Raw genomic sequence first — 16,524 nt, 5'->3', positions numbered from 1 at the left:
ATGAACACTCGTCGTATAAACTTCGCGAACAAGGCGGAGAAGGTTGGCGCCCACGGTCGAAGGAACCTGTCGTCGAGGTGACGAACGGCAGGCACACCCACACTCCCGGTTCACAGACCCCGGCCCCTGCCTCTCCGACCCTCGAGAGCTGACAGCGCCGTCCGCCCCGCACCGCCCCGCCCTCGTGCCACCATGCCTGTCGAATGAGAGGCGACCCACCATGCCGCTGCATGTGCCCCCGGCTCCCGCGCCTGCCCTCCGCTCCGTCCTCACGGCACTCGGTTCCCCCACCGCCGTCCACGAGGCGCAGACCCCCTCCCTGCGCGCGGCCCAGGGACCCGCGACCCCCGAACTTCCGCTGCCCGTGCATGTACTGGACCGGATCACTCCCGAAGGCATGTCCGGGACGAGGCTGGCCGGCTGGCGGTTCCTGATCCGCTGCGGCGACCGCGCGGTGGCCGCAGCCGAGACCAGGCTCACCCCTGACGGCTGGGCCTTCTCGCACTTCTTCGAGGGTCCCTACATCGCCTCCACCGAACGGGCGCTGCGCCAGGCCGAATCGGTGCAGCAGCCCTACCAGGCACGCCTGTTGTCCGTGCCCGGCCTGTACATGCTCACCCTGTGGCTGCACGGCGACTGCGCCGCGGACGGCGCCGAGGGCCACCCCGCCGCCACCGACCTGCTGGTTCCGCTGGCCCCCGCCCCGCCCGGCATCGCGGCCCATCGCCCGCACCGGGTCGCGGAACTGCTCCCGGTGCTGACCCACCGGGCGACACCGGCACCGCTGCTGAGCCAACCGGTCTGACCCCCCGGGATCCGCCTCTCGTACCCCGCTGCCGGAACCCTTTTCCGGCAGCGGGGTACGCATGTCCGCACGGTGACTAGCCCTGCCCGGCCACAGTGAACCCCCCGAAGGGACCACCCGGTTGGAATGAACCGTCCGCCTGAGCGATGCGTCATGAACCTGTGAGAAGCGGTGCACCGAAATCCCTGCGGATTCACGCCCGTAGGGCAACACTGGGTTCCGACCGACTTATCGTCACGGGGGACGGACATGACCACGACAGAGACAGAGATCCCACCCATGTGCCAGCACCAGCCACCGTGCCCGACAGCCGACTCCGCCGACCGGGAATCCGCCCGCCTGATGGCGCACCACCCGGAGCAGGGGTGGAGCCTGCTGTGCAACGGCGTCCTCCTCTTCGAGGACACCGGTGAGCTCCTGCCCGACGGCCAGATCATCGCCCCGCACCGCCCGCTGGAGTCGGGCCGGGTCGTGACGGCCGCCTAGAGCCTGTTCGGGGCCGACAGGAAACACACCCCGGCGGCACCACGCGACGCCGGAGGGACATGAGGGGCCGGACCGCAGACCTACTGCGAACCGGCCCCGACGCATGTCCGGGGGTGTTCACTCACCGTAGCGACCCGGAGGCAGAACCGCCATCGGCTGCCCGCCCCGGCGCTGTTCCCGGGCGTCCGGGCCGCGTCACGCCAGGGCGTCCCGCAGTGCGAAGTACGCGGGCTTGGGCCGCAGTTGCTCGTCCCACGGCAGCGCGGCGCCCTGTCCCTCGAAGAACGCCGGGATCCAGGAGTACTTGTCGGTCCAGTCCCAGACCGTGATGCCCACGCACCGGCGCACCGCCAGGCACGCCCGGGTCATGTCCCTGTACCAGTCCGCCTGTTCGGCCAGCTTCTCCTCGGTGGCGGGCAGCAGCATCCGTACGTCGACCTCGGTCAGCGCGGTGTCCAGACCGAGCCGGGAGAACCGGCGCAGATTGTCCTCCAGGGTGGCCGGATAGCCGTACTGGAGGGCGAGATGGGCCTGGAGGCCGATGCCGTCGAGCGGGACTCCCTGTGCCTTCAGTTCCCGGGCCAGCCGGTAGTAGGCGTCGCTCTTCGGGCCGGTCGCCTCGATGTTGTAGTCGTTGAGGTAGAGCTTGGCGTGCGGATCGGCCTGGTGGGCCCAGCGCAGCGCGTCGGCGATGTAGCCGGGACCGAGCGTCTTGTAGAAGACCGTCTCGCGGTAGGTGCCGTCCTCGTTGAACGCCTCGTTGACGACGTCCCAGGAGTAGACCTTGCCCCGGTAGTGACGGGCCTCGGTGAGGATGTGGTTCTTCAGCACGGCCCGCAGGTCGTCGGCGGTCCACGTCCGCCCGGTGAGCCAGTCGGGCAACTGGCTGTGCCAGACCAGGGTGTGGGCACGGACCTTCTGGTGGTGGGCGCGGGCGAGGTTCACGATCTGGTCACCTGCGGTCCAGTCGAAGACGCCCTGCCGGGGCTCGGTGGCGTACCACTTCATGCCGTTGCCCGGGGTGATCATGTCGAACTCGCTGCCGAGGAGCGCGGTGTAGGCGGTGTCGGTGAGTTCGGGGTTGTCGGTTGCGCTGCCGAAGTAGCGGCCGTGGCGCCGGGCGAGGTCGGCGAGGGTGGACTGCCCCGCGGGACGGCCGCCGCGGTCCCCGCCGTGCCCTTCGCCGGCCTGGGCGGCCGGGCCGGCGACGACACCCGCCGCCACCAGCATCGCGGCGAGGGCGCCGGCGAGTCTGAGGCGGGCGCGGGACGGACGGATGCCGGGTGAGGCACCCGTGGTGCTCACGGGTCCGGTGGTACTCACCGGTCCGGTACCGGTCACTGATCCGGTGGTGCGCATGGTGCGACTCCTCACGGTCGGGGACGGGGGCCCCTGGCTCGGCCGGAATCCGGGAGCCGGGGGCGGAGTGAGCCGTACGTCCGCGGGCGCGGGTCATCCCTTAGTCGCGCCGGCGGTGAGGCCGCCGACGAGTTGGCGCTCGGCGACGGAGTAGAAGGCCAGGGCGGGCACCATGGCCAGGACGAGGTAGGCGAAGACGCGGGCGTACTCCGCCGAGTACTCGCCCTGGAACTGCTGTACGCCGATGGGCAGGGTCCACCAGGTACCGTCGGTGAACACCAGCAGCGGCAGGAAGAAGTTGTTCCAGCTGGTGACCACGGCCAGGACCGAGACCGTGCCCAGCGCCGGCCGCGCCATGGGCAGCAGGATCCGCCAGAGGAAGCCGAAGGAGCTGCATCCGTCGAGGGTGGCCGCCTCCTCCAGCTCTCCGGGGATCTGCCGGAAGAAGCCGCGCAGGATGATGATCGTCATCGGCAGTCCGTAGGCGGCCTGCGGCAGGATCACCCCGAGCGGGTTGTCCAGCAGATCCATCGAACGCAGCAGCAGGAACAGCGGCAGGGCGGCCACCGCAAAGGGGAACATCAGCCCCAGGGTGAAGAGGGTGAACAGCATCTCCCGCCCGCGGAAGGCGAACCGGGCGAAGGAGAAGGCCGCGAGCGCGGACACCGCGACCACCAGCACGGTCGTCGCCACCGCGATCAGTGTGCTGTTGCCGAGCAGCCGCCAGAAGTCGCCGGAGCGCAGGATGTCGGTGTAGTTGCCGGTCAGCCACCGCTCGGGCAGCCCGAACGGGTTGCGGGAGAGCTCGTCGGTGGACTTGAAGCCGGACAGGGCGGCGTACACCAGGGGTACGACCATGACCGCGCCGACGAGCAGGAGGATCAGGTGCAGCGGCAGGGTGCGCAGGGTCTTGCGGGTCACTGGCCGTTCCCCCTCATCGTCGTGGTGGCGCCCTCCAGGTCGCGGCGGAGCACGAACCGCTGGTAGGCGAGGGCGAAGACGAGGCAGACGCCGAACATGACCACGCTGATCGCGCTGGCGTAGCCGACCTGGTAGCGCTTGAAGCCGTACTGGAACATGGTCACGGCCATCGTCTCGGAGTGGTGGTCGGGGCCGCCCTGGGTGACCACCCAGACCAGGTCGAACAGCTGGATCGCCCCGATGACGGACAGGAAGACGCTGATGCGCAGGGTGGGGGCCAGCAGCGGCAGGGTGACGTTGCGGAAGCGCTGCCAGGGTCCGGCGCCGTCGATCAGCGCCGCCTCGGTCAGCTCGGCCGGGACGGCCTGGAGTCCGGCCAGGTAGAGCATCATGTGGAAGCCGAAGTACTTCCAGGTCATGACCAGGAAGAGGGTGGCCAGGACCCAGGAGGGGTCGGCGAACCACTCGCCGCCCAGACCGTCGAGACCGACGGCGCCCAGGACGTGGTCGGCGAGTCCGTCGTCTGGTGCGAAGACCATGCTGAACAGCACGCCGGTGATGGCCTCGGACAGGACGTACGGCGCGAAGAACAGCATCCGGTAGACGGCCCGGCCGCGCAGCCGCTGGTTGAGCAGCACGGCCATGGCGAGCGCGAACGGCAGCTGGATCAGCAGCGACAGGACGACCAGGAGCAGACAGCGCCACAGGTCGCCCAGGAATACCGGGTCCTGGAAGAGGCGGGTGAAGTTGTCCGCGCCCGCGTAGTCGGAGGGCATCCCGAAGCCGCCCCAGCGGAAGAAGGCGGCGTACAGCGCGAACAGCATCGGCAGCAGGACCAGGCCGGTGAACAGCACCAGCGCGGGGAGCTGGAAGCCGACGGCGGTGAGCCAGTTCAGCAGGCGCCGCCGGGCCCGCCCCCGGGCCGCGGACGCGGCCGGGGGCGGGAGGGCGAGGTCCGGGCCCGACCGCCGGGCCCGGAGGAAGGTCGAGGTCATCGCGGGCTACTGCTCTTCCTTCGCGGTCTTCGTGACCGACTGCGTGACCTGCTCGGGCGACTTGGAGCCGGCGATCAGCGCGGCCACGCTGTCGTTGATCTCCTGGCCGACGGCGGGCGCGTAGGCCTGGTCGAGGTAGAGCTGGAAGCCGGTGGCGGCCTTCAACTGCGCCTGTACGGCGATGAGGTTGGGGTCGGTCAGGGAGCTCTCGGCGGCCGGGACCACCGGCAGGACGCCGGTCTTCTTGACCAGTTCCTGGTCGGTGGCCTGGGAGGCGAAGAACTTCAGGAAGTCGACGGCGGCCTGCGGGGCGCCCTTGCGCAGCGCGTGGCCGCCGCCTCCGCCGAACACCTCGGTGATCGAGCCCTGGCCGCCCTCGACCGCGGGGAACGGGAAGAACCCGAGGTCCGCGCCGATGCCCTTGCCCGCGTCGGCCTCGACGACGGGGGCCCACTGGCCCATGAGCTCCATCGCCGCCTTGCCGTTGCCGACCGTGGCGGCCTGGCCGGTGGGGGTGGAGTAGGCGGCGCCGAGGAAGCCCTTCTGGAACGGCTGGAGGTCGACGAGTTCCTTCAGGTGCCCGCCCGCCTGCACGAACCCGGCTCCGGTGAAGTCCTTGTCGTCCGCGGCCTTGCGCAGGGCGTCGACACCCGCGGTGCGCATCGCCAGATAGGCCCAGTAGTACATGCCGGGCCACTTCTCCTTGCCCGCGAGGGCGAGCGGGGTGACGCCGGCGGACTTCAGCCTGCGCACGGCGTCGAGGAAGCCGCTCCAGGTGGTCGGGGGCGCGCTGATGCCGGCCTGCTTGAACAGCGCCTTGTTGTACCAGAAGCCGATCATGCCGATGTCGAACGGGATGCCGTACGTCTTGTCGTCGATCAGGTACGGCTGCTTCGCGACCGGCAGCAGCCCGTCGGCCCAGGCCTTGGTGCCGTCGGTGAGGTCCTCGACGAGCCCTGCGTCGACCTGCTGCTTGAGGACGCCGCCGCCCCAGGTGTGGAAGATGTCCGGCAGCTTCCCGGAGGCGGTCAGCGCCGTCATCTTCGATTTGTAGGCGTCGTTCTCCAACTGGACGATCTTTATCTTCACCTTGGGGTTCTGCGCCTCGAACTTCTTGGCGAGGCCTGCCCAGACGTCCTTGGTGGGCTGGGTCGTCGAGATGTTCCACCACTCGACCGTGGTCGTCCCCGACGACCCTCCGTCCGAGTCGCCGCCACAGCCGCTGAGTGCCGTCATGCCCAGCCCGGCCGCGGCGGAGACTGCCAGGAAGCCGCGGCGGGACAGTGCCGGATCGCCCATGATGCGCTCCTTGGGTACGGGACGGCTCGCCCTGTCCGTCCGAGATTCCGAAAATTTCGGAATAGATCCAGAAACCTTCGTTGCTGCCGCACCCTAGAGACAGTCCCGGAGGGGTGGCAACCCCTTGTACGCGGCGAATCCGCCGTCAAGTCCCCCGGAGTGCACCGCAGTTGGGATCAGCGCGGTCCGGCGCCGGGCTCCGTCGGGCGCGGACCGTGGTCGAACCAGTCGTACGCAGCACTGCCCTCGGTGACGTACATCCCGATCACGCGGCCGGTGAAACCCCCGGCGACCTGGGTGGACAGATAGCGTCCGTCGAGCGCGGCGAGCCGAAGGACGCCTTCGGAAGTCTCGGCGGAAAAGGCGATCGTGTCGGGCCCGCCGGCCCTGACTCCGGGTGCTTCCCGGCCCGTGGCGGTGACCGTGGGCGGCAGGACGTCGTCGGTGCGGGTCTCGACGGTCAGGGTGAGCGGTCCCGGCGGCACGGCGTGCCGTGCGACGCACTGCCGCAGCGGGCCGATCCTGGCGTGGACGCTCACCGTGCCGTCGTACGCCTCCAGGTCGTAGTGGTGGGCCTCGTCCAGACGGACCGAGAGTCCGGCCCGCCCCCGGCCCGCGTCCAGCCGGACCGCCGTCCGGCTGTCGGGGTGCTGCTGCCTGCGGCCGACGAACGTGTGCCCGGGGCGGTCCAGGCTGTCGCCGGTCGCGGTCAGCGTCAGCCAGCCCGGCCGCCGGGTCAGCGACCAGGAGCCGTCCGGCCTGTCCCGCGGGGAGATCCAGCACGGCGCCAGCACCGGGGCGTCGAAGTCGTCGCGCACCGGCTCCGGCGGGAGCGGGTGCCAGGCAGTGGGCGCCGGGAGCCGCCCGTCGACCCGCCCCACCCGCGGCCAGCCGTCCACCCATTCCACCGGCACCAGGAAGGTCTCCCGCCCGAGCACATGGAACTCCGGGAAGAAGCCGCCCGGACGGGTGCCCAGCAGCACCATCCACCAGGTGCCGTCGGCCGCCTCGACCAGGTCGGCGTGGCCGGTGCACTGGACGGGCAAATCCGTGCCGCGGTGGGTGAGCACGGGATTGTCCGGCCCCGCCTCGAACGGCCCGCGCGGGGACCGGGCGCGGGCCACGCTGACGCTGTGGCCGAGGGCCGTGCCGCCCTCCGCCAGCAGCAGGTACCACCATCCGCCGATCCGGTACAGGTGCGGGGCCTCCGGATCCCGCATCCCGGTCCCGGACCAGACGGGCAGCGGCCCTTCGAGCACCTTGCCGGTCACCGGGTCGATACGGGCCACCCGGACCCCGGCCAGGGCGCACCAGCAGGAGCCGTCGTCGTCCCAGGCGAGGTCGGGATCGATGCCGGGCAGGTCGATCCGGACCGGATCGGACCACGGGCCCTCGGGCCGCTCGCCGTGGACCAGGAAGGTGCCCCCGCCGCCGACGTGGGTGGTGATGACGTAGAACCGGCCGTCATGGTGCCGGATGGTCGGGGCGTAGATGCCGGCCGAGGCCGGGGCGTCCGGCGGAATCTCCAACTGCCCGGGCCGGTCCAGCACGTTGCCGATCTGCCGCCAGTGCACCAGGTCGCGGCTGTGGAAGAGCGGGACGCCCGGCACGTACTCGAAGCTGGAACAGACCAGATAGAAGTCCGCCCCGACCCGGCAGACGCTCGGGTCGGGGTGGAAGCCTGGGATCACGGGGTTGTCGTACGTCCGGGTCGCCATGCGTGTCAGCTCCTTCACGGGAAGCCGTTCGAAACTTTCGGCTTCCACGACGAACATTACGGAGCGGACTGTAGGGCGGCGGCTGGGGGCGGGCAAGGCGTCCCGCCGCCGGATGTCATCGGCTCTCGGCCACCAGTGCGCCGAGGGCGGTGGTGGCGACGAGAGCGACCGTGCCGAAGACCGCGATCGTGATGACGGCGAAGGCCGGATCGGCCGTCGTGAGCTCCTGGAGTGAGGTGCGTCGGGCAGGGACGGTTCGAGGAAGCAGCACGAACGACCGGATGCGACCGCCGTTGACGGGTCCCTGATGGAGCGCAGCGCGCCTTTGACGGGTCCCTTACACCGCGCGTTCAAGAGCTCTCCCGGCCGGCCGCGGCGGCCTCGACCCGTACCCCGCGCCCTCTGTGGGCAGCTCACCCAGGGTGCCCGCAGAGGCTCGCCGTCCGGCTCCCTCCCCCGGACGGCCCAGGCGGTCCCGGACAGTCGTACGGATGTCTCCGTGGTGCGAGCCCCCGCCCGCCCGGTCAGTCTTAACGGAGAATTGACGCCCTCCACCCCGAGATCCGTGGGCCCTGGCGTCACGCTCTGCATACGCTGGTGCGGCCGTCCGCGTGATGGCCGACACCACACGCCGGGCCGCACCCCAGGAGCACACCCATGGCCACGACCGAACACCCGCCGCCCAGCCGCCTGCGCGCCTGGATGCTGGAGGGCCTGTCCGACATGGGCAAGGGCGGCGGCCACCAGGAGCCCCACGCCCAGTCGGAGCCCTCGCACAAGGGCCAGCGCTGGTGGCGCGTGATGTGCCTGACCGGTGTCGACTACTTCTCGACCCTCGGCTACCAGCCCGGCATCGCCGCCCTCGCGGCCGGCCTGCTGTCACCCATCGCGACCATCGTGCTGGTGATCGTCACCCTGGCGGGCGCGCTGCCCGTGTACCGGCGGGTGGCCGAGGAGAGCCCGCACGGCCAGGGCTCGATCGCGATGCTGGAGAAACTGCTGTCGTTCTGGCAGGGCAAGCTCTTCGTGCTGACCCTGCTCGGGTTCGCGGCCACCGACTTCCTGATCACCATCACCCTGTCCGCGGCGGACGCCTCCACCCACCTGGTGGAGAACCCGCACCTGAACAGCGCCCTGCACGACAAGCAGATGGTGATCACCCTGTTCCTGCTGGCGCTGCTCGGCGCGGTGTTCCTCAAGGGCTTCCTGGAGGCGATCGGCGTCGCCGTCGTCCTGGTGGGCATCTACCTCTCCCTGAACGTCGTCGTCGTGATCTCCGGCCTCTACCACGTGGCCACCGCGGGACACGTGGTCACCGACTGGACGCACGCCCTGACCGCCGAGCACGGCAACGTCTTCGCCATGATCGGCGTGGCCCTGCTGGTCTTCCCCAAGCTCGCGCTCGGCCTCTCCGGCTTCGAGACCGGTGTGGCCGTGATGCCCCACGTCTCGGGCGACCCGGACGACACGGAGGAGCGGCCGGCCGGCCGGATCCGGGACACCAAGAAGCTGCTCACCACCGCCGCCCTGATCATGAGCTGCTTCCTGATCTGCACCAGCTTCATCACCACCCTGCTGATCCCGGAGAAGGAGTTCCAGCCGGGCGGCCAGGCCAACGGACGTGCCCTGGCGTACATCGCGCACGAGTACCTGGGCAACGCCTTCGGCACGGTCTACGACGTCTCGACCATCTGCATCCTGTGGTTCGCCGGCGCCTCCGCCATGGCCGGCCTGCTGAACCTGATGCCGCGCTACCTGCCCCGCTACGGCATGGCTCCGCACTGGGCCCGCGCGGTGCGCCCCATGGTCATCGTCTTCACCCTGATCGGCTTCCTGGTCACCTGGATCTTCGACGCCGACGTCGACGCCCAGGGCGGCGCGTACGCCACCGGCGTGCTGGTGCTGATCAGTTCCGCGGCGATCGCCGTGACCATCGCCGCCCGCAAGGCGGGCCAGCGCAACTGGACCATCGGGTTCGCGGTCATCTCGGCGGTGTTCCTCTACACGACGGTCGTCAACGTCATCGAGCGTCCGGACGGTGTCAAGATCGGTGCCTGCTTCATCGTCGGCATCATCCTCGTCTCGCTGCTGTCCCGGCTGGCGCGCGCCTTCGAGCTGCGCGTGACCAGCGTGACGCTGGACGACATGGCGGACCGCTTCGTCCGGGACATGGCCAGCCGGAAGATCCGGTTCATCGCCAACGAGCCGGACCGGCGTGACAAGGCCGAGTACCGCGAGAAGATCGAGCAGATCCTCCAGGACAACGACATTCCCAACCGGGAGGACTTCGTCTTCGTCGAGGTCACGGTCACGGACCCGTCCGAGTTCGAGGCGGGCCTGAACGTCCGCGGGGAGGTGCTGCACAACCGCTACCGGGTGCTGACCCTGGAGTCCTCCTCCATCCCCAACGCACTGGCCGCGCTGCTGCTGCACGTCCGCGACTCGACCGGGTGCACCCCGCACATCTACTTCGAGTGGACCGAGGGCAACCCGTTCGCCAACTTCCTGCGCTTCTTCCTCTTCGGCCAGGGCGAGGTCGCCCCGGTCACCCGTGAGGTGCTGCGCGAGGCCGAACCGGACCGCGACCGACGGCCCCGGGTCCACACCGGCTGAGCGCGGGGCGCGCGCCGACGCCCGTGTCCCGCACCGCGCGCCCCGTGTTCCGCGGGGACGCGTATGGACCTCGTCAGGACCCGGCCGTACGGCGTCAGGGCCGCGTCAGCGCAGGTCCCGCCCCGGGGAACGCGGGCCTACCGTGGGCCTCATGGCTCGTACCGCCCCGCTCACCACGTTCCGCCTCCGGCCCCTGCTCCCGGACGGCGACCGACGGTGGCACGCCGGTGTCCGGTACGCGGTGGGCTGTGCCCTGGTCATGTGCGGTCTGTCCCTCCTGCTCGACTGGGGTGCCGGAACCCTGACACCGGCGCGCGCCCTGCTGTGGCCGGCCCTCTCCGCGGTGCTCCTGCTGGCCCTCCTGCCGCAGCGCGTCACCGCGGGCCGCGGCTGGCTGGCGGTGCGCGGCCCGGTGCGCGGGCACCTGGTCCGTACCGACGCGCTGACCGACGTACGGCAGTGCCCGGGGGTCTCCGCGCGCCTGGTCCTGCGGGACGCCTTCGGCCATCGGGTGGAACTCGACCCCCGCGTGCTGGCCGCCAACCCGCTGCTCTGGCACGACCTGGACACCGGCGCCCGCCGGTCGCTCGAACGGGGCACGCTGCGGGAGGGTGCCGAGGTACTGGCGCGGCTGGGCCGGGAGATCGACGACGAGACCGCGCGGGCCGTGCTCGGACGGTCGGGAATCCTCTGACCAGGTGCGCCGGGACCGGATGACGGCCACGAACGGCACGGCGCGTCGTACCCGCGGGCCGACCCCGGGTCACCGGCACGGGTGCCCGGCCCTATCGTGACGCCTATGCAGTCCTACACAATCGGCCAGGCGGCACGGCTGCTCGGCGTGAGCCCCGACACCGCCCGGCGCTGGGCGGACGCGGGCCGGGTGACCACGCACCGCGACGACAGCGGCCGCCGGCTCATCGACGGGAAGGACCTGGCCGCGTTCTCCGTCGCGCTGGCCAGGCCCGGCGGCGGTGACGAGGACGCCCCGTACACCTCGGTCCGCAACGCCTTCCCCGGCATCGTCACCGCGATCAAGCTCGGTGACGTCGCGGCCCAGGTCGAGATCCAGGCGGGCCCGCACCGCCTGGTCTCCCTGCTCACCCGCGAGGCCGTGGAGGAACTGGGCCTGGAGGTCGGCATGGAGGCCACCGCCCGGGTGAAGTCGACGAACGTGCACATCGACCGGGTCTGACCGGGCGGCGGCCCACCGTCGCCACGTCGGGACAGCCGACTGCCGTCAGTGGCTCCCCGCGCCGGACCGGCTCAGGTAGCTGTGCAGCAGCGCGTCCAGCGCGCTGCGCAGCCCGGCCTCCCGCGCCACCGCGACCAGGGCGTCCGCCAGCACCGACGGGGGTTCGCTGCGGGCGACGACCAGCCCGACCCGCGGCCCGTGCGCGGGTCCCTCCAGCGGGACCACGCGCATGCCGTCCGGGACTCCGAACATGTGCAGCCAGGCGTGCGAGATCACGCTGGACCAGCGGCCGCCGGGAAGGTGCGCGTACAGTCCGGCGACGGTGTCGGACTCGATCGCGGGCGCGGCCGTGGCGCCGTCGGCGGCGAAACACTCGTCGATGATCCGCCGGTTGCGCATCCGCGGGCCGAGCAGACACAGCGGCAGCGTCGCGACCTGGGACCAGCGGGCCGTGCGCGCCTCGCCCAGCGCTCCGCCGACGGGGGTGAGCAGCACGTACCGCTCCTCGTAGAGCGGAATCCGGCGCACGTCGCGCAGCGCGTCGTCCTCCAGGTACGTCATCGCCGCGTCCAGCTCGAACCCGCTCAGCCCCTGGGTGATGTCGGCCGAGGACAGCGACTCCAGCGCGACCCGGGCTCGCGGATGGCGGTCGCAGAACGGGGTGGTCAGCAGAGAGGCGACGGGCAGTGCGGTGGGTACGACGGCGAGCCGCAGCGTGCCGGCGAGCCCACCGCGCAGCATCGACAGCTCCTGGTGCAGCGCGTCGCGCTCGGCGAGGATGCGGTGCGCCCAGGCCAGGACGACTTCCCCCTCCGGGGTCAGGCCCTCGTACCGTCGCCCCCGCCGTACGACCGGCACGCCCAGCACGTGTTCCAGACGGCGGATCGCGGCGGACAGCGAGGGCTGGGAGACATGGCAGGCGGCCGCCGCCCGCGCGAAGTGGCGCTCACGCGCGAGCGCGACGAGGTACTCCAGCTGACGCAGCAGCATGCGCGGCCTTCCCCCGCCTGGCCCGCCGGTCGACGGGCGTCCGGTTCACGAAGCCGCCGCCGACCCGGGGCCGGGCGTGGCGGGCACCGGCTGCCGCCAGTCGTAGCCCCCGTCGACGCGGATCGCGCTGATGCCGCTGATGTGCCGGGCCCCGCAGCGGTCCTGCGGCAGGACGAGCTGGGTCCGGCGCGGTCCAGGGCGGCGTCGTCGATGCTCACCGCGAGCAGCGCGGGCGCGTGGGCGAAGTCGGGGTCGATCTCTGCCCAGGACAGCAGGGCGTGGTGCCCGTCGGAACCGGTCACGGCGATCAGGAAGCGCAGCCGGTCCTTGCGCCGGACCGGGTCGAAGCCGGGACCGGCGTCGGACAGCACGTCGTACAGGCGGGGGCCGGCGAACCGGTGGTACTGCGTACCGCTGGTGGAGCACTCGAAGGCGACCCGCACCCGGTGCTGGGGCCAGCGGAGGAGATCCGGCACGGTCAGCCGGGACGGGCGGGCGAGGTCGCCGGTCAGGGAGAGTTCCGCGAGCGTCACGTGCCACCACCTCCCGCTTGACGGTACCCGGCGCAGGGCCCGGTGGAAACGCACATGCCCGGCACAACCCCGTATCGCAACAGATCATGCGATGCAACAGGAGACTTACGCCTCGCATATGCGGCAGTATCATCGCGGCACGGTCCGAAAGAGACCGTGGAGGGGCCCACCGGACCCCGTCGTGAAGCAGCCAAGGGAGTAGACCCGTGATGACCCGTCCCGCACGCCGGACCCGCCGGACCCTGCAGATCGCCGGTGCGGGCGTTGCCGCGCTGCTGGCACTGAGCGCCTGCTCCTCCGGCTCGGACTCCGACTCGGCCGCCAAGTCGGACTCCTCGACGTCGGCGTCGCCGAAGCTCTCCGGCACGGTGACCGTCTTCGCGGCCGCGTCGCTGAAGGAGAGCTTCACGGCCCTGGGCGAGCAGTTCGAGAAGGAGCACCCGGGCACGAAGGTCACCTTCAACTTCGGCGGCAGCGACACCCTGGCCGCGAGCATCACCGGCGGCGCCCCCGCCGACGTGTTCGCCGCCGCCAGCCCCAAGACCATGGCGATCGTGACGGACAAGAACGACGCGGCCACCGCGCCCGCCACCTTCGTCCGCAACCAGCTGGAGATCGCGACCCTGCCGGGCAACCCCGACAAGGTCGCCTCCCTCAAGGACCTCACCAAGTCCGGCCTGAAGGTCGTCCTGTGCGACAAGACGGTGCCGTGCGGCGCCGCCGCCCAGAAGGCCCTCGACGCCGCCAAGCTGAAGCTCACCCCGGTCTCCTACGAGCAGGACGTCAAGAGCGCCCTGACCAAGGTCGAGCTGAAGGAGGCCGACGCGGCGGTCGTCTACAAGACCGATGTGCACGCCGCGGGTCACAAGGTGGAGGGTGTGGAGTTCCCCGAGTCCGCCGGCGCCGTCAACGACTACCCGATCGCCCTGCTCAAGGACGCGCCCAACGCGGAGGCCGGCAAGGCGTTCATCGCGCTGGTGCAGTCCGCCGAGGGTCAGCAGGTCCTGAGCGAGGCCGGGTTCCTCAAGCCGTGACCCCGAGCGACAAGGCCGGTGCCGCGGGCGACACCCTTCGGGGACGTCCGCGGCCCGCCCGCGTCCGGACGGCCGGCCGGGGCGTCCCCCTGCCCCTGCTGCTGCCCGCCCTGCTCGGCCTCGCGTTCCTGCTGGTGCCGCTGGTCGCCCTGATCGTCCGGGCGCCCTGGAGCGGCATGCCCGAGCAGCTGACCAGCCCCGAGGTCTGGCAGGCCCTCCGGCTGTCCCTGCTGTGCGCCACGGCGGCGACCGCGGCGAGCCTCGTCGTGGGCGTCCCGCTGGCCTGGGTACTGGCCCGTACGGACTTTCCCGGCCGCGGCCTCGTACGGGCCCTGGTCACCCTGCCGCTCGTGCTGCCCCCGGTCGTCGGCGGTGTCGCGCTGCTGCTCGCGCTCGGCCGCAACGGGGTCGTCGGACAGTGGCTGGACGCCTGGTTCGGCATCACCCTGCCGTTCACCACGGCGGGCGTCGTCGTCGCGGAGACCTTCGTGGCGATGCCGTTCCTCGTGATCAGCGTGGAGGGCACCCTGCGGGCCGCCGACCCCCGCTACGAGGAGGCGGCCACCACGCTGGGCGCCTCCCGTTTCACCGCGTTCCGCCGGGTCACCCTGCCGCTGATCGCCCCGGGCATCGCGGCGGGCGCCGTGCTCGCCTGGGCCCGCGCCCTCGGCGAGTTCGGCGCGACGATCACCTTCGCGGGCAACTTCCCCGGCCGTACCCAGACCATGCCGCTCGCGGTCTACCTGGCCCTCCAGAGCGACCCGGAGGCGGCGATCGCCCTCAGCCTGGTGCTGCTGGCCGTGTCGATCGCGGTGCTGGCGGGTCTGCGGGACCGTTGGATGACCGCGTCATGACAGCGACGACACCGGTGGGACGGGCGGGGCGAACGACACGGCGGCCCCGCCCCGCACCACCCCGCCCCTGCCGTCTCCCCCGACTCTGCCGGACGATTGCCTCATGACCGACCTCGACGCCGACCGGGTCCACCCCGCCCCCGTGGGCACGCACGGCCAGGGCCTCGACGCCCGTCTCGTCGTGGACCGCGGCACGTTCCGCCTGGACGTCGCGCTGACGGCCGCACCCGGTGACGTCGTCGCCCTGCTCGGCCCCAACGGCGCGGGCAAGACCACGGCGCTGCGCGTGCTCGCCGGACTCGTCCCGCCTTCCGGAGGGCATCTGCGCCTGGACGGCGTCCCGCTGGAGGGCACGCCCCCCGAGTCCCGCCCGGTCGGTGTGGTCTTCCAGGACTACCTGCTCTTCCCGCACCTGACGGCCCTGGACAACGTGGCCTTCGGCCCGCGCTGTCAGGGCAGCTCCAAGGCGCAGGCCCGAGCCCTGGCCGCGCAGTGGCTGGACCGCATGGGCCTGGCCGACCACGCCGGCGCCAAGCCCCGCCGCCTCTCCGGCGGTCAGGCCCAGCGGGTCGCCCTGGCCCGCGCGCTGGCCACCCGGCCGCGCCTGCTGCTCCTCGACGAGCCCCTCGCCGCCCTGGACGCCCGTACCCGGCTGGAGGTACGGAGCCGACTGCGCCGCCATCTCGCCGAGTTCGAGGCCGTCGCCGTACTGGTCACCCACGACCCGCTCGACGCCATGGTGCTGGCCGACCGGCTCGTCGTCGTCGAGCACGGCCGCGTCGTCCAGGAGGGCGCCCCCACCGACATCGCCCGTCACCCGCGTACCGACTACATCGCGCAGCTGGTCGGCCTGAACCTCTATCGGGGGCGGTCCGACGGGCACACGGTCCGCCTGGACGCCGGACCCGCCGTCACCACCACCGAGCCCCTGTCGGGCGAGGTCTTCGTGGCGTTCCCGCCGAACGCGGTGACCCTGTACCGGGACCGTCCCACCGGCTCCAGCGCCCGCAACCTGTGGCGCTGCGAGATCGCGGGCCTGGAGACCCACGGCGACCGGATCCGGGCCGACCTCACCGGCGAACTCCCGATCGCCGCGGACGTCACCACGGTCGCCGCGGCCGAGCTCGACCTGCATCCGGGCGCATCGGTCTGGGCGACGGTGAAGGCGACGCAGACGCACGCATACCCGGCCTGACGCCCCCGGCTGGTTACGGTGGGGCCACCCGAGGCCCAGAGCCCGACGAACCCACCGTCTGCGAGGCATCCCCCATGAGCCTGAGCATCCGCAACCAGCTCCCCGGCACCGTCACCGCCGTCACCCCGGGCGAGGTCATGGCGACGGTGAAAATCCGGCTGGCCGGAGGCCAGGACCTCACCGCGGCGATCACCCGGGAGGCCGTCGAGGAGCTCGGCCTGGCGACGGGCGCCACGGTGCACGCCCTGGTGAAGGCCACCGAGGTCGCCCTGGCCACCGGGCCGGTCGAGGGCCTGTCCATCCGCAACCGGCTGCCCGGCACGGTACGGGACGTCTCCGCGGGCGCCGCCATGGCCACCGTCAAGGTCGCCGTCGACGGTGCCGTGCTGACCGCGGCGATCACCCGGGACTCCGCGGCCGACCTCGGTCTGTCGGCGGGCTCGGCCGTCACCGCGCTGATCAAGTCGACCGAGGTGTCCCTCGCGTCCGTGTGACGCAGAAGGGGCTCCCTTCCCGACCGTGCCGGC

16 protein-coding genes and 1 pseudogene are annotated in these 16,524 nt (G+C 71.8%); 9 read left to right on the top strand and 8 right to left on the bottom strand.

Features of this window, described 5'->3' with window-relative positions:
• Positions 1 to 220 precede the first annotated feature (220 nt).
• Positions 221 to 805 (top strand): hypothetical protein, encoded by a 585-nt coding sequence (locus ABT085_RS18455; RefSeq protein WP_351608461.1) that lies wholly within the window; start codon positions 221 to 223, stop codon positions 803 to 805.
• Between the two features lie 279 nt (positions 806 to 1,084).
• Positions 1,085 to 1,291, top strand: a complete 207-nt coding sequence (locus ABT085_RS18450) for a DUF5999 family protein (protein ID WP_351608496.1) — start codon at positions 1,085 to 1,087, stop codon at positions 1,289 to 1,291.
• 195 nt (positions 1,292 to 1,486) lie between these two features.
• On the opposite strand, the gene ABT085_RS18445 is transcribed toward ABT085_RS18450, so the two are convergent.
• The 6 genes from ABT085_RS18445 to ABT085_RS18420 form a co-directional block, all read right to left on the bottom strand.
• Complete coding sequence (locus ABT085_RS18445; protein ID WP_351608494.1) at positions 1,487 to 2,521, bottom strand: endo-1,4-beta-xylanase; 1,035 nt, start codon at positions 2,519 to 2,521, stop codon at positions 1,487 to 1,489.
• A 222-nt stretch (positions 2,522 to 2,743) separates the two neighbouring features.
• A complete protein-coding gene (locus ABT085_RS18440; RefSeq protein WP_351608487.1) occupies positions 2,744 to 3,508 on the bottom strand; it encodes a carbohydrate ABC transporter permease in 765 nt (254 codons plus the stop codon).
• A 59-nt stretch (positions 3,509 to 3,567) separates the two neighbouring features.
• Positions 3,568 to 4,566, bottom strand: coding sequence for a carbohydrate ABC transporter permease (locus ABT085_RS18435; RefSeq protein WP_351608458.1), 999 nt, complete (start codon positions 4,564 to 4,566; stop codon positions 3,568 to 3,570).
• Positions 4,567 to 4,572: 6 nt separating this feature from the next.
• Positions 4,573 to 5,865, bottom strand: coding sequence for an extracellular solute-binding protein (locus ABT085_RS18430; protein WP_351608456.1), 1,293 nt, complete (start codon positions 5,863 to 5,865; stop codon positions 4,573 to 4,575).
• A gap of 176 nt (positions 5,866 to 6,041) precedes the next feature.
• Positions 6,042 to 7,583 (bottom strand): glycoside hydrolase family 43 protein, encoded by a 1,542-nt coding sequence (locus ABT085_RS18425; RefSeq protein ID WP_351608453.1) that lies wholly within the window; start codon positions 7,581 to 7,583, stop codon positions 6,042 to 6,044.
• 115 nt (positions 7,584 to 7,698) lie between these two features.
• A complete protein-coding gene (locus tag ABT085_RS18420) occupies positions 7,699 to 7,854 on the bottom strand; it encodes a hypothetical protein (protein WP_351608451.1) in 156 nt (51 codons plus the stop codon).
• Between the two features lie 386 nt (positions 7,855 to 8,240).
• Here ABT085_RS18420 and ABT085_RS18415 point away from each other — a divergent pair, with 386 nt between their 5' ends.
• The 3 genes from ABT085_RS18415 (at position 8,241) to ABT085_RS18405 (ending at position 11,391) form a co-directional block, all read left to right on the top strand.
• Complete coding sequence (locus tag ABT085_RS18415) at positions 8,241 to 10,196, top strand: APC family permease (RefSeq protein ID WP_351608449.1); 1,956 nt, start codon at positions 8,241 to 8,243, stop codon at positions 10,194 to 10,196.
• Between the two features lie 151 nt (positions 10,197 to 10,347).
• A complete protein-coding gene (locus ABT085_RS18410; protein ID WP_351608446.1) occupies positions 10,348 to 10,890 on the top strand; it encodes a hypothetical protein in 543 nt (180 codons plus the stop codon).
• 105 nt (positions 10,891 to 10,995) lie between these two features.
• Positions 10,996 to 11,391, top strand: a complete 396-nt coding sequence (locus tag ABT085_RS18405) for a TOBE domain-containing protein (RefSeq protein ID WP_351608444.1) — start codon at positions 10,996 to 10,998, stop codon at positions 11,389 to 11,391.
• A gap of 45 nt (positions 11,392 to 11,436) precedes the next feature.
• On the opposite strand, the gene ABT085_RS18400 is transcribed toward ABT085_RS18405, so the two are convergent.
• Positions 11,437 to 12,381: a LysR family transcriptional regulator gene (locus ABT085_RS18400; protein ID WP_351608441.1), complete on the bottom strand. Its 945-nt coding sequence runs from the start codon at positions 12,379 to 12,381 to the stop codon at positions 11,437 to 11,439.
• A gap of 45 nt (positions 12,382 to 12,426) precedes the next feature.
• Positions 12,427 to 12,914, bottom strand: a pseudogene (locus ABT085_RS18395) (molybdopterin-dependent oxidoreductase).
• 209 nt (positions 12,915 to 13,123) lie between these two features.
• Between ABT085_RS18395 and modA the strand changes: the two are divergent.
• From modA to ABT085_RS18375, 4 genes are all read left to right on the top strand, one after another.
• Positions 13,124 to 13,948 carry a molybdate ABC transporter substrate-binding protein gene (gene modA, locus ABT085_RS18390; protein WP_351608438.1) on the top strand — a complete coding sequence of 275 codons (825 nt, stop codon included), beginning with the start codon at positions 13,124 to 13,126 and terminating at the stop codon, positions 13,946 to 13,948.
• Positions 13,945 to 14,802, top strand: a complete 858-nt coding sequence (locus ABT085_RS18385; protein ID WP_351608435.1) for an ABC transporter permease — start codon at positions 13,945 to 13,947, stop codon at positions 14,800 to 14,802. The genes modA and ABT085_RS18385 overlap by 4 nt, the downstream gene beginning before the upstream one ends.
• 103 nt (positions 14,803 to 14,905) lie before the next feature.
• Positions 14,906 to 15,997, top strand: a complete 1,092-nt coding sequence (locus tag ABT085_RS18380; protein WP_351608433.1) for an ABC transporter ATP-binding protein — start codon at positions 14,906 to 14,908, stop codon at positions 15,995 to 15,997.
• A gap of 74 nt (positions 15,998 to 16,071) precedes the next feature.
• Entirely contained in the window at positions 16,072 to 16,491 is a 420-nt protein-coding gene (locus ABT085_RS18375) for a TOBE domain-containing protein (protein ID WP_351608430.1), read from the top strand.
• Positions 16,492 to 16,524 lie beyond the last annotated feature (33 nt).

It is taken from the genome of Streptomyces sp. NPDC002265 (assembly GCF_040296125.1).
Lineage (GTDB): Bacteria > Actinomycetota > Actinomycetes > Streptomycetales > Streptomycetaceae > Streptomyces.
The sequence above is the reverse complement of the archived record's forward strand: the minus strand, read 5'-3'. Positions and strand labels throughout refer to the sequence as shown.

What these genes read in the sequence shown, in the direction of transcription:
- ABT085_RS18455 (WP_351608461.1), top strand. Translation starts at nt 221, where the DNA reads ATGCCGCTGCATGTGCCCCCGGCTCCCGCGCCTGCCCTCCGCTCCGTC.
- ABT085_RS18450 (WP_351608496.1), top strand. Translation starts at nt 1,085, where the DNA reads ATGTGCCAGCACCAGCCACCGTGCCCGACAGCCGACTCCGCCGACCGG.
- ABT085_RS18445 (WP_351608494.1), bottom strand. Translation starts at nt 2,521, where the DNA reads ATGCTGGTGGCGGCGGGTGTCGTCGCCGGCCCGGCCGCCCAGGCCGGC.
- ABT085_RS18440 (WP_351608487.1), bottom strand. Translation starts at nt 3,508, where the DNA reads ATGGTCGTACCCCTGGTGTACGCCGCCCTGTCCGGCTTCAAGTCCACC.
- ABT085_RS18435 (WP_351608458.1), bottom strand. Translation starts at nt 4,566, where the DNA reads ATGACCTCGACCTTCCTCCGGGCCCGGCGGTCGGGCCCGGACCTCGCC.
- ABT085_RS18430 (WP_351608456.1), bottom strand. Translation starts at nt 5,865, where the DNA reads ATGGGCGATCCGGCACTGTCCCGCCGCGGCTTCCTGGCAGTCTCCGCC.
- ABT085_RS18425 (WP_351608453.1), bottom strand. Translation starts at nt 7,583, where the DNA reads ATGGCGACCCGGACGTACGACAACCCCGTGATCCCAGGCTTCCACCCC.
- ABT085_RS18415 (WP_351608449.1), top strand. Translation starts at nt 8,241, where the DNA reads ATGGCCACGACCGAACACCCGCCGCCCAGCCGCCTGCGCGCCTGGATG.
- ABT085_RS18410 (WP_351608446.1), top strand. Translation starts at nt 10,348, where the DNA reads ATGGCTCGTACCGCCCCGCTCACCACGTTCCGCCTCCGGCCCCTGCTC.
- ABT085_RS18405 (WP_351608444.1), top strand. Translation starts at nt 10,996, where the DNA reads ATGCAGTCCTACACAATCGGCCAGGCGGCACGGCTGCTCGGCGTGAGC.
- ABT085_RS18400 (WP_351608441.1), bottom strand. Translation starts at nt 12,381, where the DNA reads ATGCTGCTGCGTCAGCTGGAGTACCTCGTCGCGCTCGCGCGTGAGCGC.
- modA (WP_351608438.1), top strand. Translation starts at nt 13,124, where the DNA reads ATGACCCGTCCCGCACGCCGGACCCGCCGGACCCTGCAGATCGCCGGT.
- ABT085_RS18380 (WP_351608433.1), top strand. Translation starts at nt 14,906, where the DNA reads ATGACCGACCTCGACGCCGACCGGGTCCACCCCGCCCCCGTGGGCACG.
- ABT085_RS18375 (WP_351608430.1), top strand. Translation starts at nt 16,072, where the DNA reads ATGAGCCTGAGCATCCGCAACCAGCTCCCCGGCACCGTCACCGCCGTC.